At 68.8% G+C, this 18,137-nt stretch carries 17 protein-coding genes; 5 read left to right on the plus strand and 12 right to left on the minus strand.

Features of this window, described 5'->3' with window-relative positions:
* Positions 1–57 precede the first annotated feature (57 nt).
* From AC1RNC_RS07745 to AC1RNC_RS07760, 4 genes are all read right to left on the minus strand, one after another.
* Entirely contained in the window at positions 58–624 is a 567-nt protein-coding gene (locus tag AC1RNC_RS07745) for a lysophospholipid acyltransferase family protein (RefSeq protein WP_492885076.1), read from the minus strand.
* Between the two features lie 108 nt (positions 625–732).
* Positions 733–1,521, minus strand: coding sequence for an indole-3-glycerol phosphate synthase TrpC (gene trpC / locus AC1RNC_RS07750; RefSeq protein ID WP_492885078.1), 789 nt, complete (start codon positions 1,519–1,521; stop codon positions 733–735).
* Entirely contained in the window at positions 1,518–2,543 is a 1,026-nt protein-coding gene (gene trpD, locus AC1RNC_RS07755) for an anthranilate phosphoribosyltransferase (RefSeq protein ID WP_492838534.1), read from the minus strand. Before trpD ends, trpC begins: the two co-directional genes overlap by 4 nt.
* A gap of 10 nt (positions 2,544–2,553) precedes the next feature.
* Complete coding sequence (locus AC1RNC_RS07760) at positions 2,554–3,150, minus strand: anthranilate synthase component II (protein WP_492885080.1); 597 nt, start codon at positions 3,148–3,150, stop codon at positions 2,554–2,556.
* Between the two features lie 214 nt (positions 3,151–3,364).
* Between AC1RNC_RS07760 and AC1RNC_RS07765 the strand changes: the two genes are divergently transcribed.
* Positions 3,365–3,574 carry a hypothetical protein gene (locus tag AC1RNC_RS07765; protein WP_492885510.1) on the plus strand — a complete coding sequence of 70 codons (210 nt, stop codon included), beginning with the start codon at positions 3,365–3,367 and terminating at the stop codon, positions 3,572–3,574.
* Positions 3,575–3,602: 28 nt separating this feature from the next.
* Here the strand turns inward: AC1RNC_RS07765 and trpE are convergent, their stop codons facing one another.
* Together trpE and AC1RNC_RS07775 are read right to left on the minus strand one after the other, a co-directional pair.
* Positions 3,603–5,138 carry an anthranilate synthase component I gene (gene trpE, locus AC1RNC_RS07770; RefSeq protein ID WP_492838532.1) on the minus strand — a complete coding sequence of 512 codons (1,536 nt, stop codon included), beginning with the start codon at positions 5,136–5,138 and terminating at the stop codon, positions 3,603–3,605.
* Entirely contained in the window at positions 5,138–7,099 is a 1,962-nt protein-coding gene (locus AC1RNC_RS07775; protein ID WP_492838531.1) for a peptidyl-prolyl cis-trans isomerase, read from the minus strand. Before AC1RNC_RS07775 ends, trpE begins: the two co-directional genes overlap by 1 nt.
* A gap of 139 nt (positions 7,100–7,238) precedes the next feature.
* Between AC1RNC_RS07775 and tpiA the strand changes: the two genes are divergently transcribed.
* Entirely contained in the window at positions 7,239–8,000 is a 762-nt protein-coding gene (gene tpiA / locus AC1RNC_RS07780; RefSeq protein ID WP_492885082.1) for a triose-phosphate isomerase, read from the plus strand.
* 120 nt (positions 8,001–8,120) lie between these two features.
* On the plus strand, positions 8,121–9,959 hold the full coding sequence (gene aspS / locus AC1RNC_RS07785; RefSeq protein ID WP_492885084.1) for an aspartate--tRNA ligase: 1,839 nt from the start codon (positions 8,121–8,123) through the stop codon (positions 9,957–9,959).
* 84 nt (positions 9,960–10,043) lie between these two features.
* Here the strand turns inward: aspS and AC1RNC_RS07790 are convergent, their stop codons facing one another.
* The 3 genes from AC1RNC_RS07790 to AC1RNC_RS07800 form a co-directional block, all read right to left on the minus strand.
* A complete protein-coding gene (locus AC1RNC_RS07790; protein WP_492885086.1) occupies positions 10,044–10,916 on the minus strand; it encodes a pentapeptide repeat-containing protein in 873 nt (290 codons plus the stop codon).
* Between the two features lie 93 nt (positions 10,917–11,009).
* Positions 11,010–11,501 (minus strand): pentapeptide repeat-containing protein, encoded by a 492-nt coding sequence (locus tag AC1RNC_RS07795; RefSeq protein WP_492885087.1) that lies wholly within the window; start codon positions 11,499–11,501, stop codon positions 11,010–11,012.
* Positions 11,502–11,572: 71 nt separating this feature from the next.
* The gene (locus AC1RNC_RS07800) at positions 11,573–14,314 is read right to left on the minus strand and encodes a TSCPD domain-containing protein (RefSeq protein WP_492885089.1); all 2,742 of its coding nucleotides are present in this window, start codon (positions 14,312–14,314) and stop codon (positions 11,573–11,575) included.
* A gap of 278 nt (positions 14,315–14,592) precedes the next feature.
* Between AC1RNC_RS07800 and AC1RNC_RS07805 the strand changes: the two genes are divergently transcribed.
* Entirely contained in the window at positions 14,593–14,988 is a 396-nt protein-coding gene (locus AC1RNC_RS07805; protein WP_492885090.1) for an NADH:ubiquinone oxidoreductase subunit NDUFA12, read from the plus strand.
* Between the two features lie 5 nt (positions 14,989–14,993).
* A complete protein-coding gene (locus AC1RNC_RS07810; RefSeq protein ID WP_492885091.1) occupies positions 14,994–15,671 on the plus strand; it encodes a DUF2155 domain-containing protein in 678 nt (225 codons plus the stop codon).
* On the opposite strand, the gene aat is transcribed toward AC1RNC_RS07810, so the two are convergent.
* Genes aat through accB form a run of 3 tightly spaced genes read right to left on the minus strand, consistent with a single transcriptional unit; the run spans position 15,608 to position 18,130 of the window.
* A complete protein-coding gene (gene aat / locus AC1RNC_RS07815; RefSeq protein ID WP_492885092.1) occupies positions 15,608–16,261 on the minus strand; it encodes a leucyl/phenylalanyl-tRNA--protein transferase in 654 nt (217 codons plus the stop codon). The genes AC1RNC_RS07810 and aat overlap by 64 nt on opposite strands.
* A gap of 13 nt (positions 16,262–16,274) precedes the next feature.
* Positions 16,275–17,621 carry an acetyl-CoA carboxylase biotin carboxylase subunit gene (accC, locus tag AC1RNC_RS07820; protein WP_492838522.1) on the minus strand — a complete coding sequence of 449 codons (1,347 nt, stop codon included), beginning with the start codon at positions 17,619–17,621 and terminating at the stop codon, positions 16,275–16,277.
* Between the two features lie 5 nt (positions 17,622–17,626).
* Positions 17,627–18,130: an acetyl-CoA carboxylase biotin carboxyl carrier protein gene (gene accB, locus AC1RNC_RS07825; RefSeq protein WP_492838521.1), complete on the minus strand. Its 504-nt coding sequence runs from the start codon at positions 18,128–18,130 to the stop codon at positions 17,627–17,629.
* Between the last annotated feature and the right edge of the window lie 7 nt (positions 18,131–18,137).

Genomic DNA, 18,137 nt, shown 5'->3' on the forward strand with positions numbered 1-18,137 from the left:
AGCGGCGCGGACCCTAGCGAGCGACCAGGCTTCAGCCAACCCGGCCGTTGATCCACCCTAGGGAATGGTCTTCAGTTCCGGGTGCTTGGGCGTGACGGGCGCATAGAACGCCGCCAGCGTCGCCATGTCCTTCTCATAGTCGCCGCTGGGGATCATCGCCGGACCCAGGCCCACCACCTTGCGCTTGTAGTCCATGAAGCCGGGCACCATCGGCACGCCAGCCTTCAGGGCGATGTTGTAGAAGCCCGTTTTCCAGCCGCCCGCCTTGCCGCGTGTGCCCTCGGGCGCGATCGTCAGCATGAATTCGTCGCGGCGGGCGAACTCGTCGACCATGGCCTGGACCGTATCGCGTGACTGGGAGCGGTCGATCGGCACGCCGCCAAGGTCCTTCATCAGCGTCTCGAACGGCCAGCGGAACAGCGAGGCCTTGCCCATGAAGCTCAGCTTCAAGTTCAGGGCGTCAGCCGCGCCCAGGAAATAGACGAAGTCCCAGTTGCTGGTGTGCGGGGCGGCGATGATCACGAACTTGCGGGTCGTCGTCGGCGCCGAGCCTTCGATCGTCCAGCCCTCGCGCTTGAAAAAGGCGACGAGGGACCAATTCACCACGCGGGCGACCCAATGCATTCGCGCTTCCTCGCGTGGCGTCGCCGGCGTCGCGGCGCGGCGGCTTTCTTGTTGAGGCGACTGTGAGCGGACGAGGCCGAAAACGCCAGATGGCGCGTACCCGATCCTTTAGCCGCGCAGAGCGCGCGTGGCGGCCGTGACGTCGGCCTGACGCATCAGGCTTTCGCCGACCAGCATGGCCTTGGCGCCGGTGGCCTCCATCCGCACCACGTCTTCGTGGGTGAAGATGCCGCTCTCGGTGACCAGCAGGGCGTCGCTCGGCGCCTGCGCCGACAGCCGCTCGGTGACGGCCAGGTCGACGACGAAGCTTTTCAGGTCGCGGTTGTTGATCCCCACCAGGTCCGAGCCCAGGGCGCCGGCGCGGGCCATCTCGGCCTCGTCATGGACCTCCACCAGGGCGTCCATGCCCAGACGCCTGGCCTCGGCCATCAGCTCGGCGGCCAGCACGTCGTCGATCATCGCCAGGATGACCAGGATGGCGTCGGCGCCGAGGGCGCGGCTCTCGGACACCTGCCAGGGGTCCACCAGGAAATCCTTGCGGATGCAGGGCAGGGCGGTCGCCGCGCGAGCATCGATCAGATAGGCGTCGGCGCCCTGGAAGCTGGGTCCGTCGGTCAGCACCGACAGGCAGGCCGCGCCGCCGGCCTCATAGTTGCGGGCCAGGGCCGGCGGATCGAAGTCCGCGCGGATCAGGCCCTTGGAGGGCGAGGCCTTCTTGATCTCGGCGATCAGCGACAGCTTGCCGGGCGCGTGGCCCTGAGCGAGCGCCCGCTTGAAGCCGCGTGGCGACGAGGCGTTCCGGGCGGCGGAGTCCAGGGCGGCCTGGGTGCGACGGCGCTTGCGGTCGGTGACCTCGTCGCGCTTGTAGGCGGCGATCTTGGCGAGGATGTCGGTCATGCGGCGGCTTCCGTGTTCGTTGCGGCCACCAGGCCGGCGAGGGCCGCCTTGGCGCGGCCTTCGTCGATGACGTTGGCGGCCAGTGCGATGCCCTCGACCAGGGTCTCGACCTTGTCGGCGACCAGGAAGGCGGCGGCGGCGTTCAGCAGCACGATATCGCGATAGGGCCCCTTCTCGCCGTCGAGCAGGCGGGTGAGGGCGGCGGCGTTGAACGCGGGATCACCGCCGGTGATGTCCGACAGCGAGGCGCGCGGCAGGCCGACGGCCTCGGGCGTGATCTTGAAGAGATGGATACGGCCGTCGCGCCATTCGGCGACCTCGGTCTCGCCCGTGGTGGTCAACTCGTCCATGCCCGCGCCATGCACCGACCAGGCGCGCTCGGCGCCCAGGGCGCCCAGGGCCTTGGCGATCGGCTCGACGAAGCGCGGCGCCGAGACGCCGACCACCTGCCGCTTGGCGCCGGCCGGATTGGTCAGCGGGCCCAGCAGGTTGAAGATCGTGCGGAAGCCCAGCTGCTGGCGGATCGGCGAGACATGCTTCATCGCCCCGTGATGGGCCTGGGCGAACAGGAAGCAGATGCCGGCCTCGTCCAGGGCCCGCCGCTGCTGCTCGCGCGTGGCGTCGATATTGACGCCCAGGGCGGTCAGGACGTCGGCCGTGCCGGACTTGGAGGTGATGGCGCGGTTGCCGTGCTTGGCGACCTTGAGGCCGCCGCCCGCGGCCACGAAGCCGACGGCGGTGGAGATGTTCAGGGTGTGCAGGCCGTCGCCGCCGGTGCCGCAGACATCGATGACGTCGTAGGGATGCTCCAGCTGGACGGCCGCGCGGCGCATGGCGCGGGCGCTGGCGGCGATCTCGCCCACGGTCTCGCCGCGCAGGCGCATGGCGGTGACGGCGGCGGCGACCTGGGCCGGCGTCGGCTCGCCGCGCAGGCAGGCGGCGAAGAACACCTCGGCGTCCTCTTCGCCCAGGGTCTGGCCGTCGGCCAGCTTGGCCAACAGCGGCTTGAATGCATCGGACATGTTGACCGTCCTAGACCCAGACCGCCGCGTCGCGCTTGACGCCCGCCAGGTCCATGAAATTGGCCAGCATCTGATGGCCGCCCTCGGTGGCGATCGATTCCGGGTGGAACTGCACGCCGAACACGGGACGGGTCTTGTGCTGGACGCCCATGATCTCGCCATCGTCGGTCCAGGCGGTGACCTCCAGCTCGGGCGGCAAGTCCTCTTTGCGAACGGCCAGGCTGTGATACCGGGTGGCGGTGAAGGGGTTGGGCAGTCCCTTGAAGATGCCCTTGTCGTTGTGGCGCACCTTGCTGACCTTGCCGTGCATCACCTGCTTGGCGCGGATCACCTCGCCGCCATAGGCCTGGCCAATGGCCTGGTGGCCGAGGCAGACGCCCAGGATCGGCAGGTCGGCCGGCGCGGCGCGCAGCAGCGGCAGGCAGATGCCGGCCTGGTCCGGAGCCTTGGGGCCGGGCGACAGCAGCACCGCGTCGGGCTTCAGGCCCAGGGCCTCCTGCACCGTCAACGCATCGTTGCGGTAGACGACCGTCTCGGCGCCCAGCTCGTTCAGATAGTGGACGAGGTTGTAGGTGAAGCTGTCGTAGTTATCGATGACGAGGATCATGACGCCGCCTTTCGGAGGTCGGTTCTAGAGCGCGTTAGGCGAAAGTGTAAGCGGTTTCGCCGCACTAACGCGCTCCAGGTTTCTTGAAGGCGCAGCCATTTTGGATGCCATCCAAAATGGCTGTGGCTCGGGCGGAGCCGAAGTGTAGCGGCAATTTCGCGCGCGGCTTTCAGTTACGGTTACAGCGGTTGCGGTCTTCAAGCATCATATGGCGATGGACCCGCGTGATTCCGCCCTGGACCCTGTCGCCGTCGCCTATGTTCGCGCGTTGTTGCGGCGGAAGAACCGTGTCCAGAAGATGGGGCCGGTTCTGGCCGCCGCGGCTTTCGCCGCGATCTGCGCGCTGGCCTTCGCCACGGTGATGGTGCTGGCGCCGCCGGCGGTCACTCAGCATCTCCCGGACGACCGGCTCGGCGGTCCCTAGTCCAAAGGGAAGAAGTCAGCCCTAAGGCTCAGCTGAATCGCCAGGCTTCCTCGGCCGCGCGCTTGAGGGCGCGGGACTTGTGCAGGGTCTCGTCATACTCGGCGTCCGGGTCGCTGTCGGCGACGATGCCGCCGCCGGCCTGGACATACATCATACCGTCCTTGACCAGCGCCGTGCGCAGCACGATGCAGGTGTCGACCGAGCCATCGGCGCCGAAATAGCCCACGGCGCCGGCATAGCCGATGCCGCGCTTTTCGACTTCCAGCTCGTCGATGATCTCCATGGCCCGAACCTTCGGAGCGCCCGAGAGCGTGCCGGCGGGCAGGGCGGCCATCAGTACGTCGACTGGATCGACGCCATCGGGCGCCGTGCCCTCGACGTTCGAGACGATGTGCATGACGTGGCTGTATCGCTCGATCTTGAAGCTCTCGGTCACGCGGACGTTCGGGCCCTTGGGGCGCTCAGCCGGGGTATTGCGGCCCTGGTGGTTGAGCATGGCCACGCGGCCCACGTCGTTGCGGCCGAGATCCAGTAGCATCAGGTGCTCGGCGCGTTCCTTGGGATCGGCCAGCAGTTCGGCTTCCAGCGCCGCGTCTTCCTCGGGCGTGGCGCCGCGCGGACGGGTGCCGGCGATCGGCCGGATGGTGATCTTGTTGTCGCGCAGACGAACCAGGATCTCGGGGCTGGAGCCGACCAGGTTGAAGCCGTCCAGGTTCAGGAAGAACAGGAACGGCGACGGATTGGTCCGGCGCAGCGAACGGTACAGGGCGAACGGCGGCAGGTCGAAGGGCGCGCGGAAGCGGTGGCTGGCCACGACCTGGAAGATGTCGCCGGCGGCGATGTAGTCCTTGGCCTTGGCGACCACGTCGGCATAGTCGGCGCGGCTGACCGGCGTCGTGAAGTCCATCGGACCGCGCGGCGCGCGGGGCGCGTCGTGGGCCAGCGGACGACGCAGGTCGGCCATCACCGTCTCGATCCGCGAGCGGGCGGCGGCATAGGCGTCCTGGGCGGAGACGCCGGCTCGCGGGCGCACGGCCGTGGTCAGGATGATCTCCTGGGCGATGGCGTCGAAGACGGCGACGATCGACGGCCGGGTCATGATCCCGTCCGGTAGGCCCAGCGTGTCTTCGTTGATATCGGGCAGACGTTCGACCAGGCGCACCAGATCGTAGCCCAGGGCCCCGAACACGCCGGCGGCCATGGGCGGCAGGCCCTTGGGCAGCTCCATCCGCGCCTGGGCCACCAGGTCGCGCAGGCTGTCCAGCGCGCCGCCCGGCTGGGGCGTGTAGCGGCCGGCGGCGATGTCGTCGCCCTCGGCGATCTCGGCCTGGTCGCCGCGGCAGCGCCACACCAGGTCCGGGTTCATGGTCACGATCGAGTAGCGACCGCGCCAGGCCCCGCCTTCGACGCTTTCGAACAGAAAGCTGTAGGGACGCGCCTGGGCGATCTTCAGATAGGCCGAGACCGGCGTCTCGAGATCATCGATCAGGCGGGTCCAGACGACCTGCTGCCGTCCGGAATCGTAGATTTCCGAAAAGGCGTCGAACGCGGGCTCCAGACTCATTACTCGGCTTTCTTTCCAGACTTGGCGGCTTCGGCCTTGGCCAGGGCTTCGGTGTCGACGCCGATGGCCTGGCGCGCCAGGGTCAGGTTGCTCTTGGTCTTCAGCTGAACCTTGGCGGCGTTGCGCGCGGCTTCGCCGAGGTCGCGCATCAGGCCCTCGCCCGCCTGGGCGCCGGCCATGGCGGTGATCTGGGCGATGGCGGCGGTCGGGGCCGAGCGGATGGCTTCCAGCTTGGCGACGACATAGGCCTCGCCCTGCGGACCGGCGCGGGTGGCGAAGGCCTCGTTCTTCTTGGCCTGGAAGGCGGCGCCCAGGAACTCGCGGCCCAGGCCCATGTGCTGCTGGGCGTTCTGGCGCGACAGGCCCGGGACCTGCTGGACCTTGGACTGCACCGAAGCGGCGACAGCCTCGATCGACTCGCCCTTCTTGACGCGAGCGACCAGTTCGTCGGCCTTGGCCTTCAGGCGCTTGCTCATTTCCTGACCCATCCACACGGCGGTCAACTGCGGCTTGATCTCGGCCAGCGGCGGCATGGCGGCCGGGATCACCTTTTCCACCTTCACGGCGTAGTATTCGCCCTTGCCGGCCTCGATCAGATCGCTTTCCCCGCCTTGCGACAGGCCGAAGGCGGTCTTGACGATGTCTGGCGTCAGGCCGGCGACCGGCTGGCCGGTCTCGTCCGCGCCTTGCGCGGTGACCGGCGCGGTCGTCAGCACCAGGGCGCCGGCCTTGCTGGCCGCGGCGACCAGATCGGCGCCGCCGTCATGCGCGTCCTGATAGGTCTGGGTCTGCTCGTAGGCCTTGGTCTGCGCGGTCTGGGCGCGGACCTCGGCCTCGATCTGCGGACGCACGCTCTCCAGCGAGGCGGTCGAGCCCGGCGTGACCTTGACGATCTTGATGACCGAGACACCGAGTTCGCCCGTGATCGGGCCGCTGACCTGGCCGGCGGCCAGGCTGAAGGCGGCGTCGGCGACCTTGCGGTCCGGAACGGCGGTCTTGGGCTTGTCGGTCAGGACGAGCGGGGTCTTGCCGAACGTCTTGGCGACGGCGACCGGATCCTCGCCCTTGGTCAGGCGCTGCGAAATCGTGGCGGCGGCCTTGGCGTCCGGGGCGACGATCTGGATGATCGTGCGGGTCTCGGGCTTGGCCAGGCTGTCCTTGCGGAAGTCGTAGGCCTTCTGCACGGCGGCCGGGTCGATGGCGACGGTCGGCTCCAGGGCCTTGGCGCTGACGCGCATGATCGACAGCACGCGGGTTTCCGGACGCGTCAGGCGCTCGGCGTTTTCCTTCATGAAGGCGGTCAGCTGGGCGTCGGTCGGCGGAGCAGGACGCGTGACCGAGGCCGGGTTCACGGCGAAAGCGGCGACGTCGCGCTCTTCCAGAACGTAGGCGCCTTGCAGGGCGGCGTAGATGCGCGGGGCCTTCAGGCCGCCGGCGACGGCCGAGAAGAAGTGGGCGTTGGCGATCTCGTCGCGCAGCGAAGCTTCGTAGTTCGCCGGCGTCAGGTTGTTCTGGGCCAGGAGGCCGGCATACATCTGCGGGTCGAACTTGCCGGTGATCGGGTTGAACGGACGCTGGCTGGGCGGCAGCTGGCTCATCTGCTGGTGCACGATGTCGCCGACCAGCTTGTCGGACGGCTTCACGCCCATGCCCTGGATGGCCGCGGCGATCGATTCCTGCAGGGCCAGTTCCTGGACGATCTGCCGGTCGATGCCTTGCTCGACAGCCTGGTCAGGCGTCAGGGCTTGGCCGCTGCGCTGCTCCATGCCCTTGCGGTAGTTGTCGAAGCGCAGCTTGAAGTCCTGGGCGGACAGGGTGCGCGAGCCCGCGCTGATCACGCCCGAGCCCTTGGGGCCCTTGAAGACGTCGCTGATGCCGAAAATGGCGAAGCTGACGATCAGCAAGCCAAACAGCAGCACCGCGAACGGCGATTTGGCGAAGGAGCGGAAACCGGCGAGCATGCGTTCGAAAACCTTCCAGGCGGATCGCCGCGCGAATGAGCACGGCGGTCGAGAGCAGCGGGTATAGTAGAGCCGCGTGCGCGTGGGCAAGCGGCGTGGGCTTGACTTCCCAAGGGAGCGTGACCTCAAGAAGGCCTTTATGACCTTATCGAACACGACTCCCCGGCCGCTGATCGCCGGAAACTGGAAGATGAATGGCCTTTCGGCCGCGCTCGACGAGGCGCGCGCCATCGCGGCCGGCCTGGAGCGCCAGCCCGCCGGGGCCCGCGTCGCCATCTTCCCGCCCGCCACCCTGCTGCACCGCCTCGCCGAGGCCGTCGAGGGTTCTCATCTCCTGACTGGCGGTCAGGATTGCCACGGCAAGGCCAGTGGGGCGCACACCGGCGACATCTCGGCCGAGATGATCGCCGACGCCGGCGGAACCCTGGTGATTGTCGGCCATTCCGAGCGGCGCACCGACCATGGCGAGACCTGCCAGCAGGTGGCCGCCAAGGCCGAAGCGGCTATCGCGACGGGGCTGGAGCCCATCGTCTGCGTCGGCGAGAGCCTGGCGCAACGGGAAGCGGGGGAGGCGGTGGCCTTTGTCGTCGGCCAGCTGCGCAACTCCCTGACGCCCGGCCTGGCCGGCAAGGCCTTCAACGTCGCCTACGAGCCGTTGTGGGCCATCGGCACGGGCCACGTGGCCTCGGTCGACAACATCATCGAGATGCACGCGGCGATCCGCGCCGAGCTGATCGCTCTGTTCGGCGAGCAGGGGGGCGCCGTCCAGATCCTCTACGGCGGCTCGGTGAAGCCCGAGAACGCCCGGGAGATCCTGGCCGCGCCGGACGTGGGCGGGGCCCTGGTTGGCGGCGCCTCGCTGAAGGCCAAGGACTTCCTGGCCATCGTCGAGGCCGCCTAGGGCTAAAAAGCTTCCGCGGACGGGCCGTGCAAGCGCATGGTCCGTCCCAGAATCCTTGACATCATGGCGCCCACGTGCGCCTTACCGCGCCTTGCAAATCACCGCGTATTCAAGACTTTCATGACCTCCATGCACGCCTATCGCACCCACAACTGCGGCGCCCTGCGCGCCTCCGACACCGGTTCCTCGGTGCGCCTGTCGGGCTGGATCCACCGCAAGCGCGACCATGGCGGCCTGGTCTTTATCGACCTGCGCGACCATCACGGCCTGACCCAGCTGGTCCTGCACCCCGAGACCCCGGGCTTCGCGATCGTCGAGCGTCTGCGCGCCGAAAGCGTGATCCGCGTCGACGGCGAGGTCGTCGCTCGTGACGCCAGCGTGGTGAACCCGAACCTGCCGACCGGCGAGATCGAGATCCGTGTCTCGGCCGTCGAGGTGCTGAGCGAAGCCGCCGAGCTGCCGCTGCCGGTCTTCGGCGAGCCGGACTATCCGGAAGAGATCCGCCTCAAGCACCGCTATCTCGACCTGCGTCGCGAGACCCTGCACAAGAACATCGTCCTGCGCTCGCGCGTGATCCAGTCGATCCGCAACCGCATGTTCGCGCAGGGCTTCAACGAGTTCCAGACGCCGATCCTGACGGCCAGCTCGCCGGAAGGCGCGCGCGACTTCCTGGTGCCCTCGCGTCTGCACCCGGAGAAGTTCTACGCCCTGCCGCAGGCGCCCCAGCAGTTCAAGCAGCTGCTGATGGTCTCCGGCTTCGACCGCTACTTCCAGATCGCCCCGTGCTTCCGCGACGAAGACCTGCGCGCCGACCGTTCGCTGGAGTTCTACCAGCTCGACGTCGAAATGAGCTTCGTGACGCAGGAAGACGTGTTCGCGGCCATCGAGCCGGTCATGCACGGGGTGTTCGAGGAGTTCTCGAACGGCAAGCCGGTCTCGCCGATCGACGGCGCGCACACCTTCACCAACGACTTCGGCCAATCGTTCGAGCACAAGGGTTTCGAGCGCCTGACCTACGCCCAGTCGATGGCCTGGTACGGCAGCGACAAGCCGGACCTGCGCAACCCGATCAAGATGCAGAACGTCTCGGAGCACTTCCGTGACGGCGGCTTTGGCCTGTTCGCCAAGATCCTGGGCGCGGACGCCAAGAACCAGATCTGGGCGATCCCGGCCCCGACGGGCGGCAGCCGCGCCTTCTGTGACCGCATGAACAGCTGGGCTCAGGGCGAAGGTCAGCCGGGCCTGGGCTACGTCTTCTGGTCGGAAGACCAGGGCGGCTGGGGCGGCCCGATCGCCAAAAACCTGGGCGAGCCGACGCAAGCCCTGATGGAATCGCTGGGCCTTGGCGCGGGCGACGCCGCCTTCTTCGTGGCCGGCGATCCGTCGGTGTTCACCAAGTTCGCGGGCCTGGCCCGCACGCGGGTCGGCACGGAGCTGAAGCTAGTCGACGAGAACCAGTTCAAGTTCTGCTGGATCGTCGACTTCCCGATGTTCGAGTGGAACGAGGAAGAGAAAAAGGTCGACTTCTCGCACAACCCGTTCTCGATGCCGCAAGGCGGTCTGGAGGCTCTGGAAACCCAGGACCCGCTGACCATCCGCGCCTACCAGTACGACATCGTCTGCAACGGCTACGAGCTGTGCTCGGGCGCGATCCGGAACCACAAGCCCGAGATCATGCTCAAGGCCTTCGCCACCGCCGGCTACGGCCCCGAAGTGGTCGAGGACCAGTTCGGCGGCATGCTGAACGCCTTCCGCTATGGCGCCCCGCCGCACGGCGGTCTGGCCCCCGGCATCGACCGCATCGTCATGCTGCTGGCTGATCAGGTGGCCATCCGCGAGGTCATCGCCTTCCCGCTGAACCAGCAGGGCCAGGACCTGCTGATGAACGCCCCGGCCAACGTGCTCGATAAGCAGCTCAAGGAGCTGCACATCCGCACCGCGCCCCCCATCAAGGTCTAGGCGCGGGACGAGAGTCCGGAACAAAGAAGCCCTCCGATCTCGCGATCGGAGGGCTTTTTCATGATTGGTTGGCTTAAAGCCAGATCACCACTTCTTGGGCGACGGCGGGGCAGGGGGCGCGGGCGGGGCCGGCGGCGCCTTGGGCACCTCGCGCAGCAGCATGAAACGTCCGCCCTTGATCCCGTTGCACGGCCGGACGCTCAGGCCCGAGGGCAGGCGGGTGGAATTGTCGCCGCAGGCCTCGTCCAACTGGTCCTGTTCCAGGCCCCGGGCGCTCGACAGATCGGCGCCGCTGAGATTGACCATGGTCAGGTCGGCGTTGCGGAAGTCCGCGCCGTTGAAGATGGCGCCGCGCAGGTTCGAGCCGGTCATGTCGGCGTTGCGGAACCGGGCGCCGTCGAAACGCGCGCCCTGGAAATTGGCGTGGTTGATGTCGGCGTTCGAGAAGTCGGCGTCGCGGGCGTTGGCGCCCGACAGGTTGGCGGCGATCAGCTCGGCATTGGAAAAGCGCGCCTTCTGCAGGTTGGCGCCCACCATGTTGGCGGCGTGCAGTTCGGCCGACGACAGGTCGACGCGGACCAGGGTGGCCTGGGTGAAGTTGGCGCCGCTGCTCTCGATGCCGGACATGCGGGCGTCGGTGAAGTTGGCGCCGGTGAAGTTGGCGCCGCGCATCTCGGCGCCGCGCAGATCGGCGCGGCTCAGATCGGCCCAGCCGAAGTCCGAGCCGTAGAACATCGCGCCGCGCAGGTCCGAGCCGATCAGGATGGCCTTGACGAACTTGGCCCCGGCGAACTTGGCGTTCATCAGCTTGCGACCGGCCAGATCGCAGTTGGCGCACATCCCGCCGAAGGAGGTCAGCTTGGCGACGTCCTTGTCTTCGATCGAGGCCTGAGCCTGGCCGGACATGGCCAGCAGGCTCAGGGTCAAGGCGGCGATGGAGGCGCCCAGGCGGGACATCAAGTTCTCCGTTCAGTCATACGCGACTGTGTGAGTTACGGTTTGAACCGGCGGCCGCGTGGAAGCCACTTAAATTGCGGTAATGACGGGGATTTAACGGCAGAGCGGGATGCGCAGATTGCCCGGCAGATAGGTCGAACCGTCGCCGCAGGCCTGGTCCAGCTGAGCCTGGGTGAGACCGATCGCGCGGTCCATTTCGGCGCCCGAGAAGTTGGCGCCCGATAGTCTGGCCCCGGAGAAATTCGCGCCCTGCAGATAGGCGCCGACGAAGCTGGCGTTGGTCAGGTCCGCGCGGGCGAAGTTGGCGCCGGTCATGACCGCGCCATAGGCGTTGACGTCGCGCAGGTCGCCGCCGGTGAAGCGGGTGCGGTTCATGATCGCCGTCGAGAAGTCGGCCTGACGCAGGCGCGCGCCCGCCAGGTTCTTGTTCTTCAGCGTCAGGTTCGACAGATCGGCCTGGAACAGGTTGCAGCGCGGGCAGTTGGCGCCATTGCGGACAGCCGAGATCTGGGCGGCGTTCTGCGCCCCGGCCGAACTGGCGAAGACCAGCACGGCGAGGGCCGAAAGAAGAGCGATCGGTTTCATTCTGGCGCAGGTCCTACGCGAAAAGGGCGTTTTCACCCTGCCGCAGCAAGCTTAACGCCAGCCGAACGCGCTCAGGACGAGGCGACGGGCCCCGGGTGGTCAGATTGCGTTCCGCAGGTGTCGCAGACCGTCATGCCGCCGCGCCTGGTCAGCGAGAGGTCGCCGCAGGCTGGGCACATCTCGCCCTCGGCGCCCGGACGATTCTGGCCCTCCAAGCGGCGGCGGCCGAACGAGGCGAAGACCAGGTTGTCGTGCGCGGCGCCGCGCGAAAAACCCTTGGAAATGAACAGGCTGGCAGGCACTGGAGTGGGTTCGGCATCGTCGATATCGTCGCCCGGGCGGCCCTTGCCCGCGCCCAGGCCGTCGGCGTTGAACTCACCCGGGTCGCCATTGGCCAGATCGTCGCGGCCGAGATATGAAACGCCCAGCTCGCGAAAGACGTAGTCCAGGATCGAGGTCGCCGACTTGATCGAGTCGTTGCCGGTCACCGGGCCCGCCGGCTCGAACTTCGTGTAGACGAAGGCGTCGACGAACTCGTGCAGGGGCACGCCGTGCTGCAGGCCCAGCGACACGGCGATGGCGAAGTTGTTCATCAGGCTGCGGAACGCCGCGCCTTCCTTGTGCATGTCGATGAACAGCTCGCCCAGCTCGCCGTCCTCGTACTCGCCGGTATGCAGATAGACCTTGTGGCCCCCGACGGCCGCCTTCTGGATGTAGCCCTTGCGGCGATCGGGCAGGCGGCGGCGCGAGCGGTCGCGCTCGACGATCTTCTCGACCACGCGCTCGGTGACCGTGGGTTCGCGGGCCATCTGGTCTCGAAGGGACGCCGTGGCGCGCGGCGCCTCGGCGGCGGGCTCGTCAGGCAGGTCCAGCTTGAAGTCGGCCGGCGCGGCGGCGCGTTGCAGGCGGAACGCCCGGATCCCCGAGCGAGCCGCGGCGGCCTGGGCGCGGACGGCGTCGGCGGGACGGCTGTCGAAGGCCACGGGGATCGCCACCGGCGTCGGCAGGCAGGCGAAGGCTTCGACGGCGGCCAGCATGGCGAGGCGATCAGCGAAGGCCGGAGCCTCGACCGATTTGAAAGCCTCGCGCAGTTCCGGGTTCAGCGCTTCGCAGTCGCCCAAGGCGCCCGCGCCCAGGGCATGGCGCTCGGCGGCGGCGATCTCGGAGACCGAAAAGTCGGCGAAAGCCAAGGTGTCGAAGTCGCGGCGGGCCACGTCCTCGGCCGAGACCCCCAGCACGTCGCGCAGAAAGCCCGCGCCGATCACGGCCGGGGCGAAGGCGGCGCGCAGGCCGTGGTTCTCGCGCAGGGCGTGCTCGGCCTTCTCGATCTCGTGGGCGGTGAACCCGCGCGCCTGCAGCATGGCGTGGTCGATCGCCGGGCTCTCGGCCAGCGAGCCGTGGCCCAGGGCGTGACGGCGCGCGGCGTCCAGGTCGACGCCTTCGCTCGACAGGGCCTCGAAGGCGGCGGCGCTGAAGGTCGGCAGCAGGAAGCCGTCGGCGGTCTGGGCGACCGAAACCGGCGACATGGCGCCCGCCGGGCCGACCGGCGCGCCGCCGAGGCGCAGGGTCGCTTCCGGATCTTCGAAAGGACCGACCAGGGCGGCCGAACGCAGGCCATGCTTGCGGGCCAGGGCATGGGCGGTCGCCAGGGCGGCGGCGGCCTCGGTGGCCAGGGCCGAGCGCAGGGCGGCGGCGCGGACCCGGCGCTCGGCCAGGGTCTTGAGCACGCTCTGCTTGTCCTGGGCGAAGGCGGTGTCCGGTCCCATCGCGGCGGCGGCCTCGGCGCTGGCCGACAGGGCCGCGCCGACGGCCAGCGCCCACAGGGCGGCCGCGCCGTCACGGCCCTCGACGCCGGTCTGGGCCCAACCTTGGCTGAGCAGGCAGTCGCCGACGCCGGCCAGGCTCAGACGGGCGGGGCGCTCGCCGCGCTCCAGCTCAAGGGCCGTGCCCCACAGGTGGCAGACATAGGTGAATCGCTCGACGTCGAAGCCGTCGGCGTCGAGAAAGGCGCTGGCGTCGATGGCCGCGCCGACACCCACGCCGCGCGCCAGGATCTCGGCGTCCGTTGGCGACAGGGCCAGGGTAAGGGCGTTCGTCTCCCAGCCGACCTGGGCGGCGAAGGCGGCGGCTTCATCGCCGGCCGCCACGCCCTGGCGCGAGGCCGAAGCGACCATGGCCGGCTCGCGCTCGACCGACAGCTCGGGCAGCGCCGCCCGCGGCGCATCGGCCGTGGCGATGGCGTCGAGAAGGGTGCGGTCGTCGGCGCCCAGTTCGCGGGCCTTGCGGGCGGCGCGGGCCAGGGCCGGGTTCTTGCGGACGTCGGCGCAGGCGCGCGGGTCGCCCGAGCAGCGGCGGACAGCGTCGGCCACCTGGGCCAGGGCGGCGTCCAGCCGCGCGGCGGCCCGGGCGGCGAGGGCGCGGCCGCGGCGGCGACCCAGGCTGTCCTTGACGATGGTCTGGAATTCGAACTCGGCGATCTCGGGCAGCAGGTCCAGGCCCGCCTGGCCGCCGGCCGGGGTGGCGATCCCCGACAGCATGGTGGCCAGCAGGGCGTCGCGGAAGGCGCTGGCGTCGGCCTTGTCGCCGAACAGGCCCTGGGCCAGGCCCGCCTGGGCCACGCGCTCGGCGTAGCGGGCTGGACCGCCGCCCAGCGCGGCCTTGGGTTCGATCTCGCCGGCCCAGTCCAGCCAGGCCTCGACGCGGGCGTCGCTCCAGGCGGTCGGGGCCGAGACGACCACGATGCTGTCGCTGCGTTCGAGGTCGCGCCACTCCATGACGGGAGCAACTCCGGCGGCTTTGGCGGGCATGCGCATGGGCGAGTTCCGGGTTCGTCTGGCGATCGCGATATCTTGTCAAATCCTTAACGCGTGATTCCGCGCCGGCGGGACGCGCGTAAGGTCGCACCCCAAGCTAGAACCTCGATCGCCGAGCCTCAATAGATGTTGCGGGTGTGAGGGCTCTAATCCACAAGATGTTGAAGTCTTCTCCCGTGGAGCGACGCTGGACGCTGAGGCCGCGAAACCCTATAGTCCGGCCGCTTCGCCGTGCGTGTCGCGGCCTGCAAAGCCTTATAAATTCGGGTGCGAACGTAGTGCTGAAAGCGATCTTCACGTGGTGGAACGGCGCGACCATTGGTCAGCGCTTCCACATCGGCCGCCGCGGCGTGTTCGTGGGCAAGGACGACTATGGCAACCGCTACTTCGAAGCCCGCGACAACAGCGACAGCTATGACGCCCGCAAGCGCCGCTGGGTGATCTACAGCGGCTATGCCGAAGCCTCCAAGGTCCCGTCGGACTGGAGCGGCTGGCTGCACTACACGTTCGACGAGGTCCCGACCCAGACCCCGCTGAACCGTCGTGACTGGGAGAAGGATCACATCCCGAACCTGACCGGCACCGTGCACGCCTGGCGTCCGAAGGGCTCGCTGGCCCGTGGCGGCGAACGCGCGGCGGCCACCAGCGACTACGAAGCCTGGAAGCCGGAATAGTCTCGATGGCCCGCCGGGCGTCCCTGGTCGCCAAAGTCACTGCCCTTGGCGTGGTCCTGTCGGGTCTGACCGTAACGGGCGCCGCCATGGCGCGGCAGAACGGCGCCCCGCAGGCCCAGACCCCTCCGGCGGCCGTTCAGGCCCCCGCGGCGCCGACGCCGCGTCCCGTGACTCCCGCGCCGACGCCGGGCGAATTGCGGCCGGCCCAGCCGACCACGGTCTCGCCCGCGATCGCCAATCCCAATCCGCCGGCCTCTCCGCCGCCCGCCGCCGCGACGGCGCCCAAGCCGGCCGCGACGACCCCGGCCAAGCCGCCCGAGCCGGCCAAGCGCCAGCGCTACACGATCGCCATCCTGCAGGCTCTGGACAAGGTCACCACCGAGACCATGCGGTTCGAGGTCCCGGTCGGCCAGCCGATCCGCTACAAGACCCTGGTCTTCACCGTCCGCGCCTGCGAAACGGCGGCGGCCGACGAGGTCGCGCCGGAGACAGCCGCCTATCTCGTGGTCGACACCCAGCCCAAGGCCCAGGCCGGCCGCGCCGCGCCGCCCGGACGCCAGGTCTACAAGGGGTGGATGTACGCCAGCTCGCCGGGTCTGAACCCGCTGCAGCACCCGGTCTATGACGCCTGGCTGATCGCCTGCAAGCAGGCCGCCCCGGTCGCGCCGCCCGCCAAGCCGTAGAAGTCTCCCTGGACCGTCAGGGCCTTGGCCAGTCGTCGGCGATAGTCCGCGCGGCTGATCTCGATCGTCCCGAACTGCGTCAGGTGCTCGGTCAGGAACTGGGTGTCCAAGAGCTGGTAGCCGCCGGCCAGCAACCGCGCCACCAGGTGGACCAGCGCCACCTTGCTGGCGTCGCGCGCGGTCGAGAACATGCTCTCGCCGAAGAACGCCCCGCCCAGCGACACGCCGTAGAGGCCGCCAACCAACTCATCGCCCAGCCAGGTCTCGACGCTATGAGCCAGGCCGCGCGCGTAGAGCTGGCCATAGAGGCGTTGGATGGGGTGGTTGATCCAGGTCTCGACCCGGCCAGGCCTGGAGGCCGCGCAAGCCTCGATGACCGCGTCGAAGGCGGTGTCGATGCGAACCTCGTAGGGCCCGTTACGGACGGTGCGCGCCAGGCGCTTGGGGATGTGAAAGCCCCCGAGCGGCAGGACGCCCCGCCGCTCGGGATCGATCAGGAAAACGCTTTCGTCCTCGCGGGCGTCCGCCATGGGGAAGACGCCGCGCGCGTAGCAGGCGATCAGATCGTCGACCGTGAAGGCGTCGTCCATCGCCGGCTCCAGATCAGCTCTCTTGAGCTTTGATCCAGCGCTCCAGCCAGTGGATGTCGTAGTCGCCGGCCAGGATGTCGGGCTGCACCAGGAGGTCCTGGAACAGCGGGATCGTGGTCTCGATGCCGCCGACGACCATCTCACCCAGGCAACGCTTCAGGCGGGCGATGCACTCGGCGCGGTCGCGGCCATGCACGATCAGCTTGCCGATCAGGCTGTCGTAGTAGGGCGGGATCGCATAGCCGGTGTAGATCGCCGAATCCAGGCGAACACCCAGGCCGCCGGGGGCGTGGAAGTCGGTGATCGTACCGGGCGAGGGCGTGAAGGTCCGCGCGTTCTCGGCGTTGATCCGGCACTCGATGGCGTGGCCCTCGAAGACGACGTCTTCCTGGGTGAACGACAGCGGCAGGCCGGCGGCGATGCGGATCTGTTCCCGCACCAGGTCGATGCCGGTGATGGCTTCGGTGACCGGGTGCTCGACCTGCAGGCGGGTGTTCATCTCGATGAAGAAGAACTCGTCGTTTTCCCACAGGAACTCGATGGTCCCGACGCCCAGGTAGCCGATGGCCTTGACGGCGTCGACGACGACCTTGCCGATCTTGGCGCGACCTTCGGCCGACAGGGCCGGCGAGGGCGCTTCTTCCAGGACCTTCTGGTGGCGGCGCTGCAGCGAGCAGTCGCGTTCGCCCAGGTGGACCACGTTGCCGTGGCTGTCGGCGATGATCTGCAGTTCGATGTGGCGCGGCTTCTGGAGATAGCGCTCCATATAGACCGTGTCGTCGCCGAACGCGGCGCGGGCCTCCGCGCGAGCCGTCGAGACGGCTTCGGCGAGATCCTCACGCGTCTGGGCGACCTTCATTCCCCGCCCGCCGCCGCCGGCGGCGGCCTTGATCAGCACCGGGAAGCCGATCTTCTCGGCGGCCTCGAAGGCCTCTTCCTCGGTCGAGACGCCGCCGTCCGAGCCGGGGACGACCGGGATGCCGGCGTCCTTCACGGCCTGCTTGGCGGTGATCTTGTCGCCCATCATCCGGATGTGCTCGGGCTTCGGACCGATGAAGGTGAAGCCGTGCGCGTTGACGATCTCGGCGAAGCGGGCGTTCTCCGACAGGAAGCCGTAGCCCGGGTGGATGCCCTGGGCGCCGGTGATCTCGGCCGCCGCGATGATCGACGGGATGTTCAGGTAGCTTTTGGCGGCCGGCGCGGGGCCGATGCAGACGCTCTCGTCCGCCAGGCGCACCCACATGGAATTGCGGTCCGCCTCGGAGTGAACCGCCACGGTGGCGATGCCCATTTCCTTGCAGGCGCGGTGAACCCGGAGCGCGATTTCGCCCCGGTTCGCGATGAGAATCTTGTCGAACATGAGCGTTACTCGATGACGACGAGAGGCTCGCCGAACTCGACGGGCTGGGCGTCGGCGACCAGGATCTCGACGACCTTGCCGGCCTTCGGGGCCGCGATCGGGTTCATGGTCTTCATGGCTTCAACGATCAGCAGGGTCTGACCCGCCGAGACGGTGTCGCCCACCTTGATGAAGGCGTCGGCGCCCGGCTGAGGCGAGAGATAGGCGGTGCCGACCATTGGCGACTTCACGGCGTCGCCGCGGGCGGCGGCCGGAGCGGCTTCAGCGGCGGGCGCGGGCGCGGCGGCCGGGGCGGCGACCGGAGCCGGGGCATAGGCCGGCGCGGCGGCCTGGACGTAGTTGACCGGAGCCGCGGTCAGTTCGCGCGCCACGCGGATCTTCAGGCCGGCGTGCTCGACTTCGATCTCGGACAGGCCCGTGTCCTTCAGGATGTCCGCCAGCTTGCGGACCAGACGGGCGTCGATCGCGGGAGCTTCGACCGGATCGGCGGGGGCCTTGGGGTTCGACATGGAAGCT

The organism is Caulobacter sp. GW822-FHT01G02, assembly GCF_058802865.1.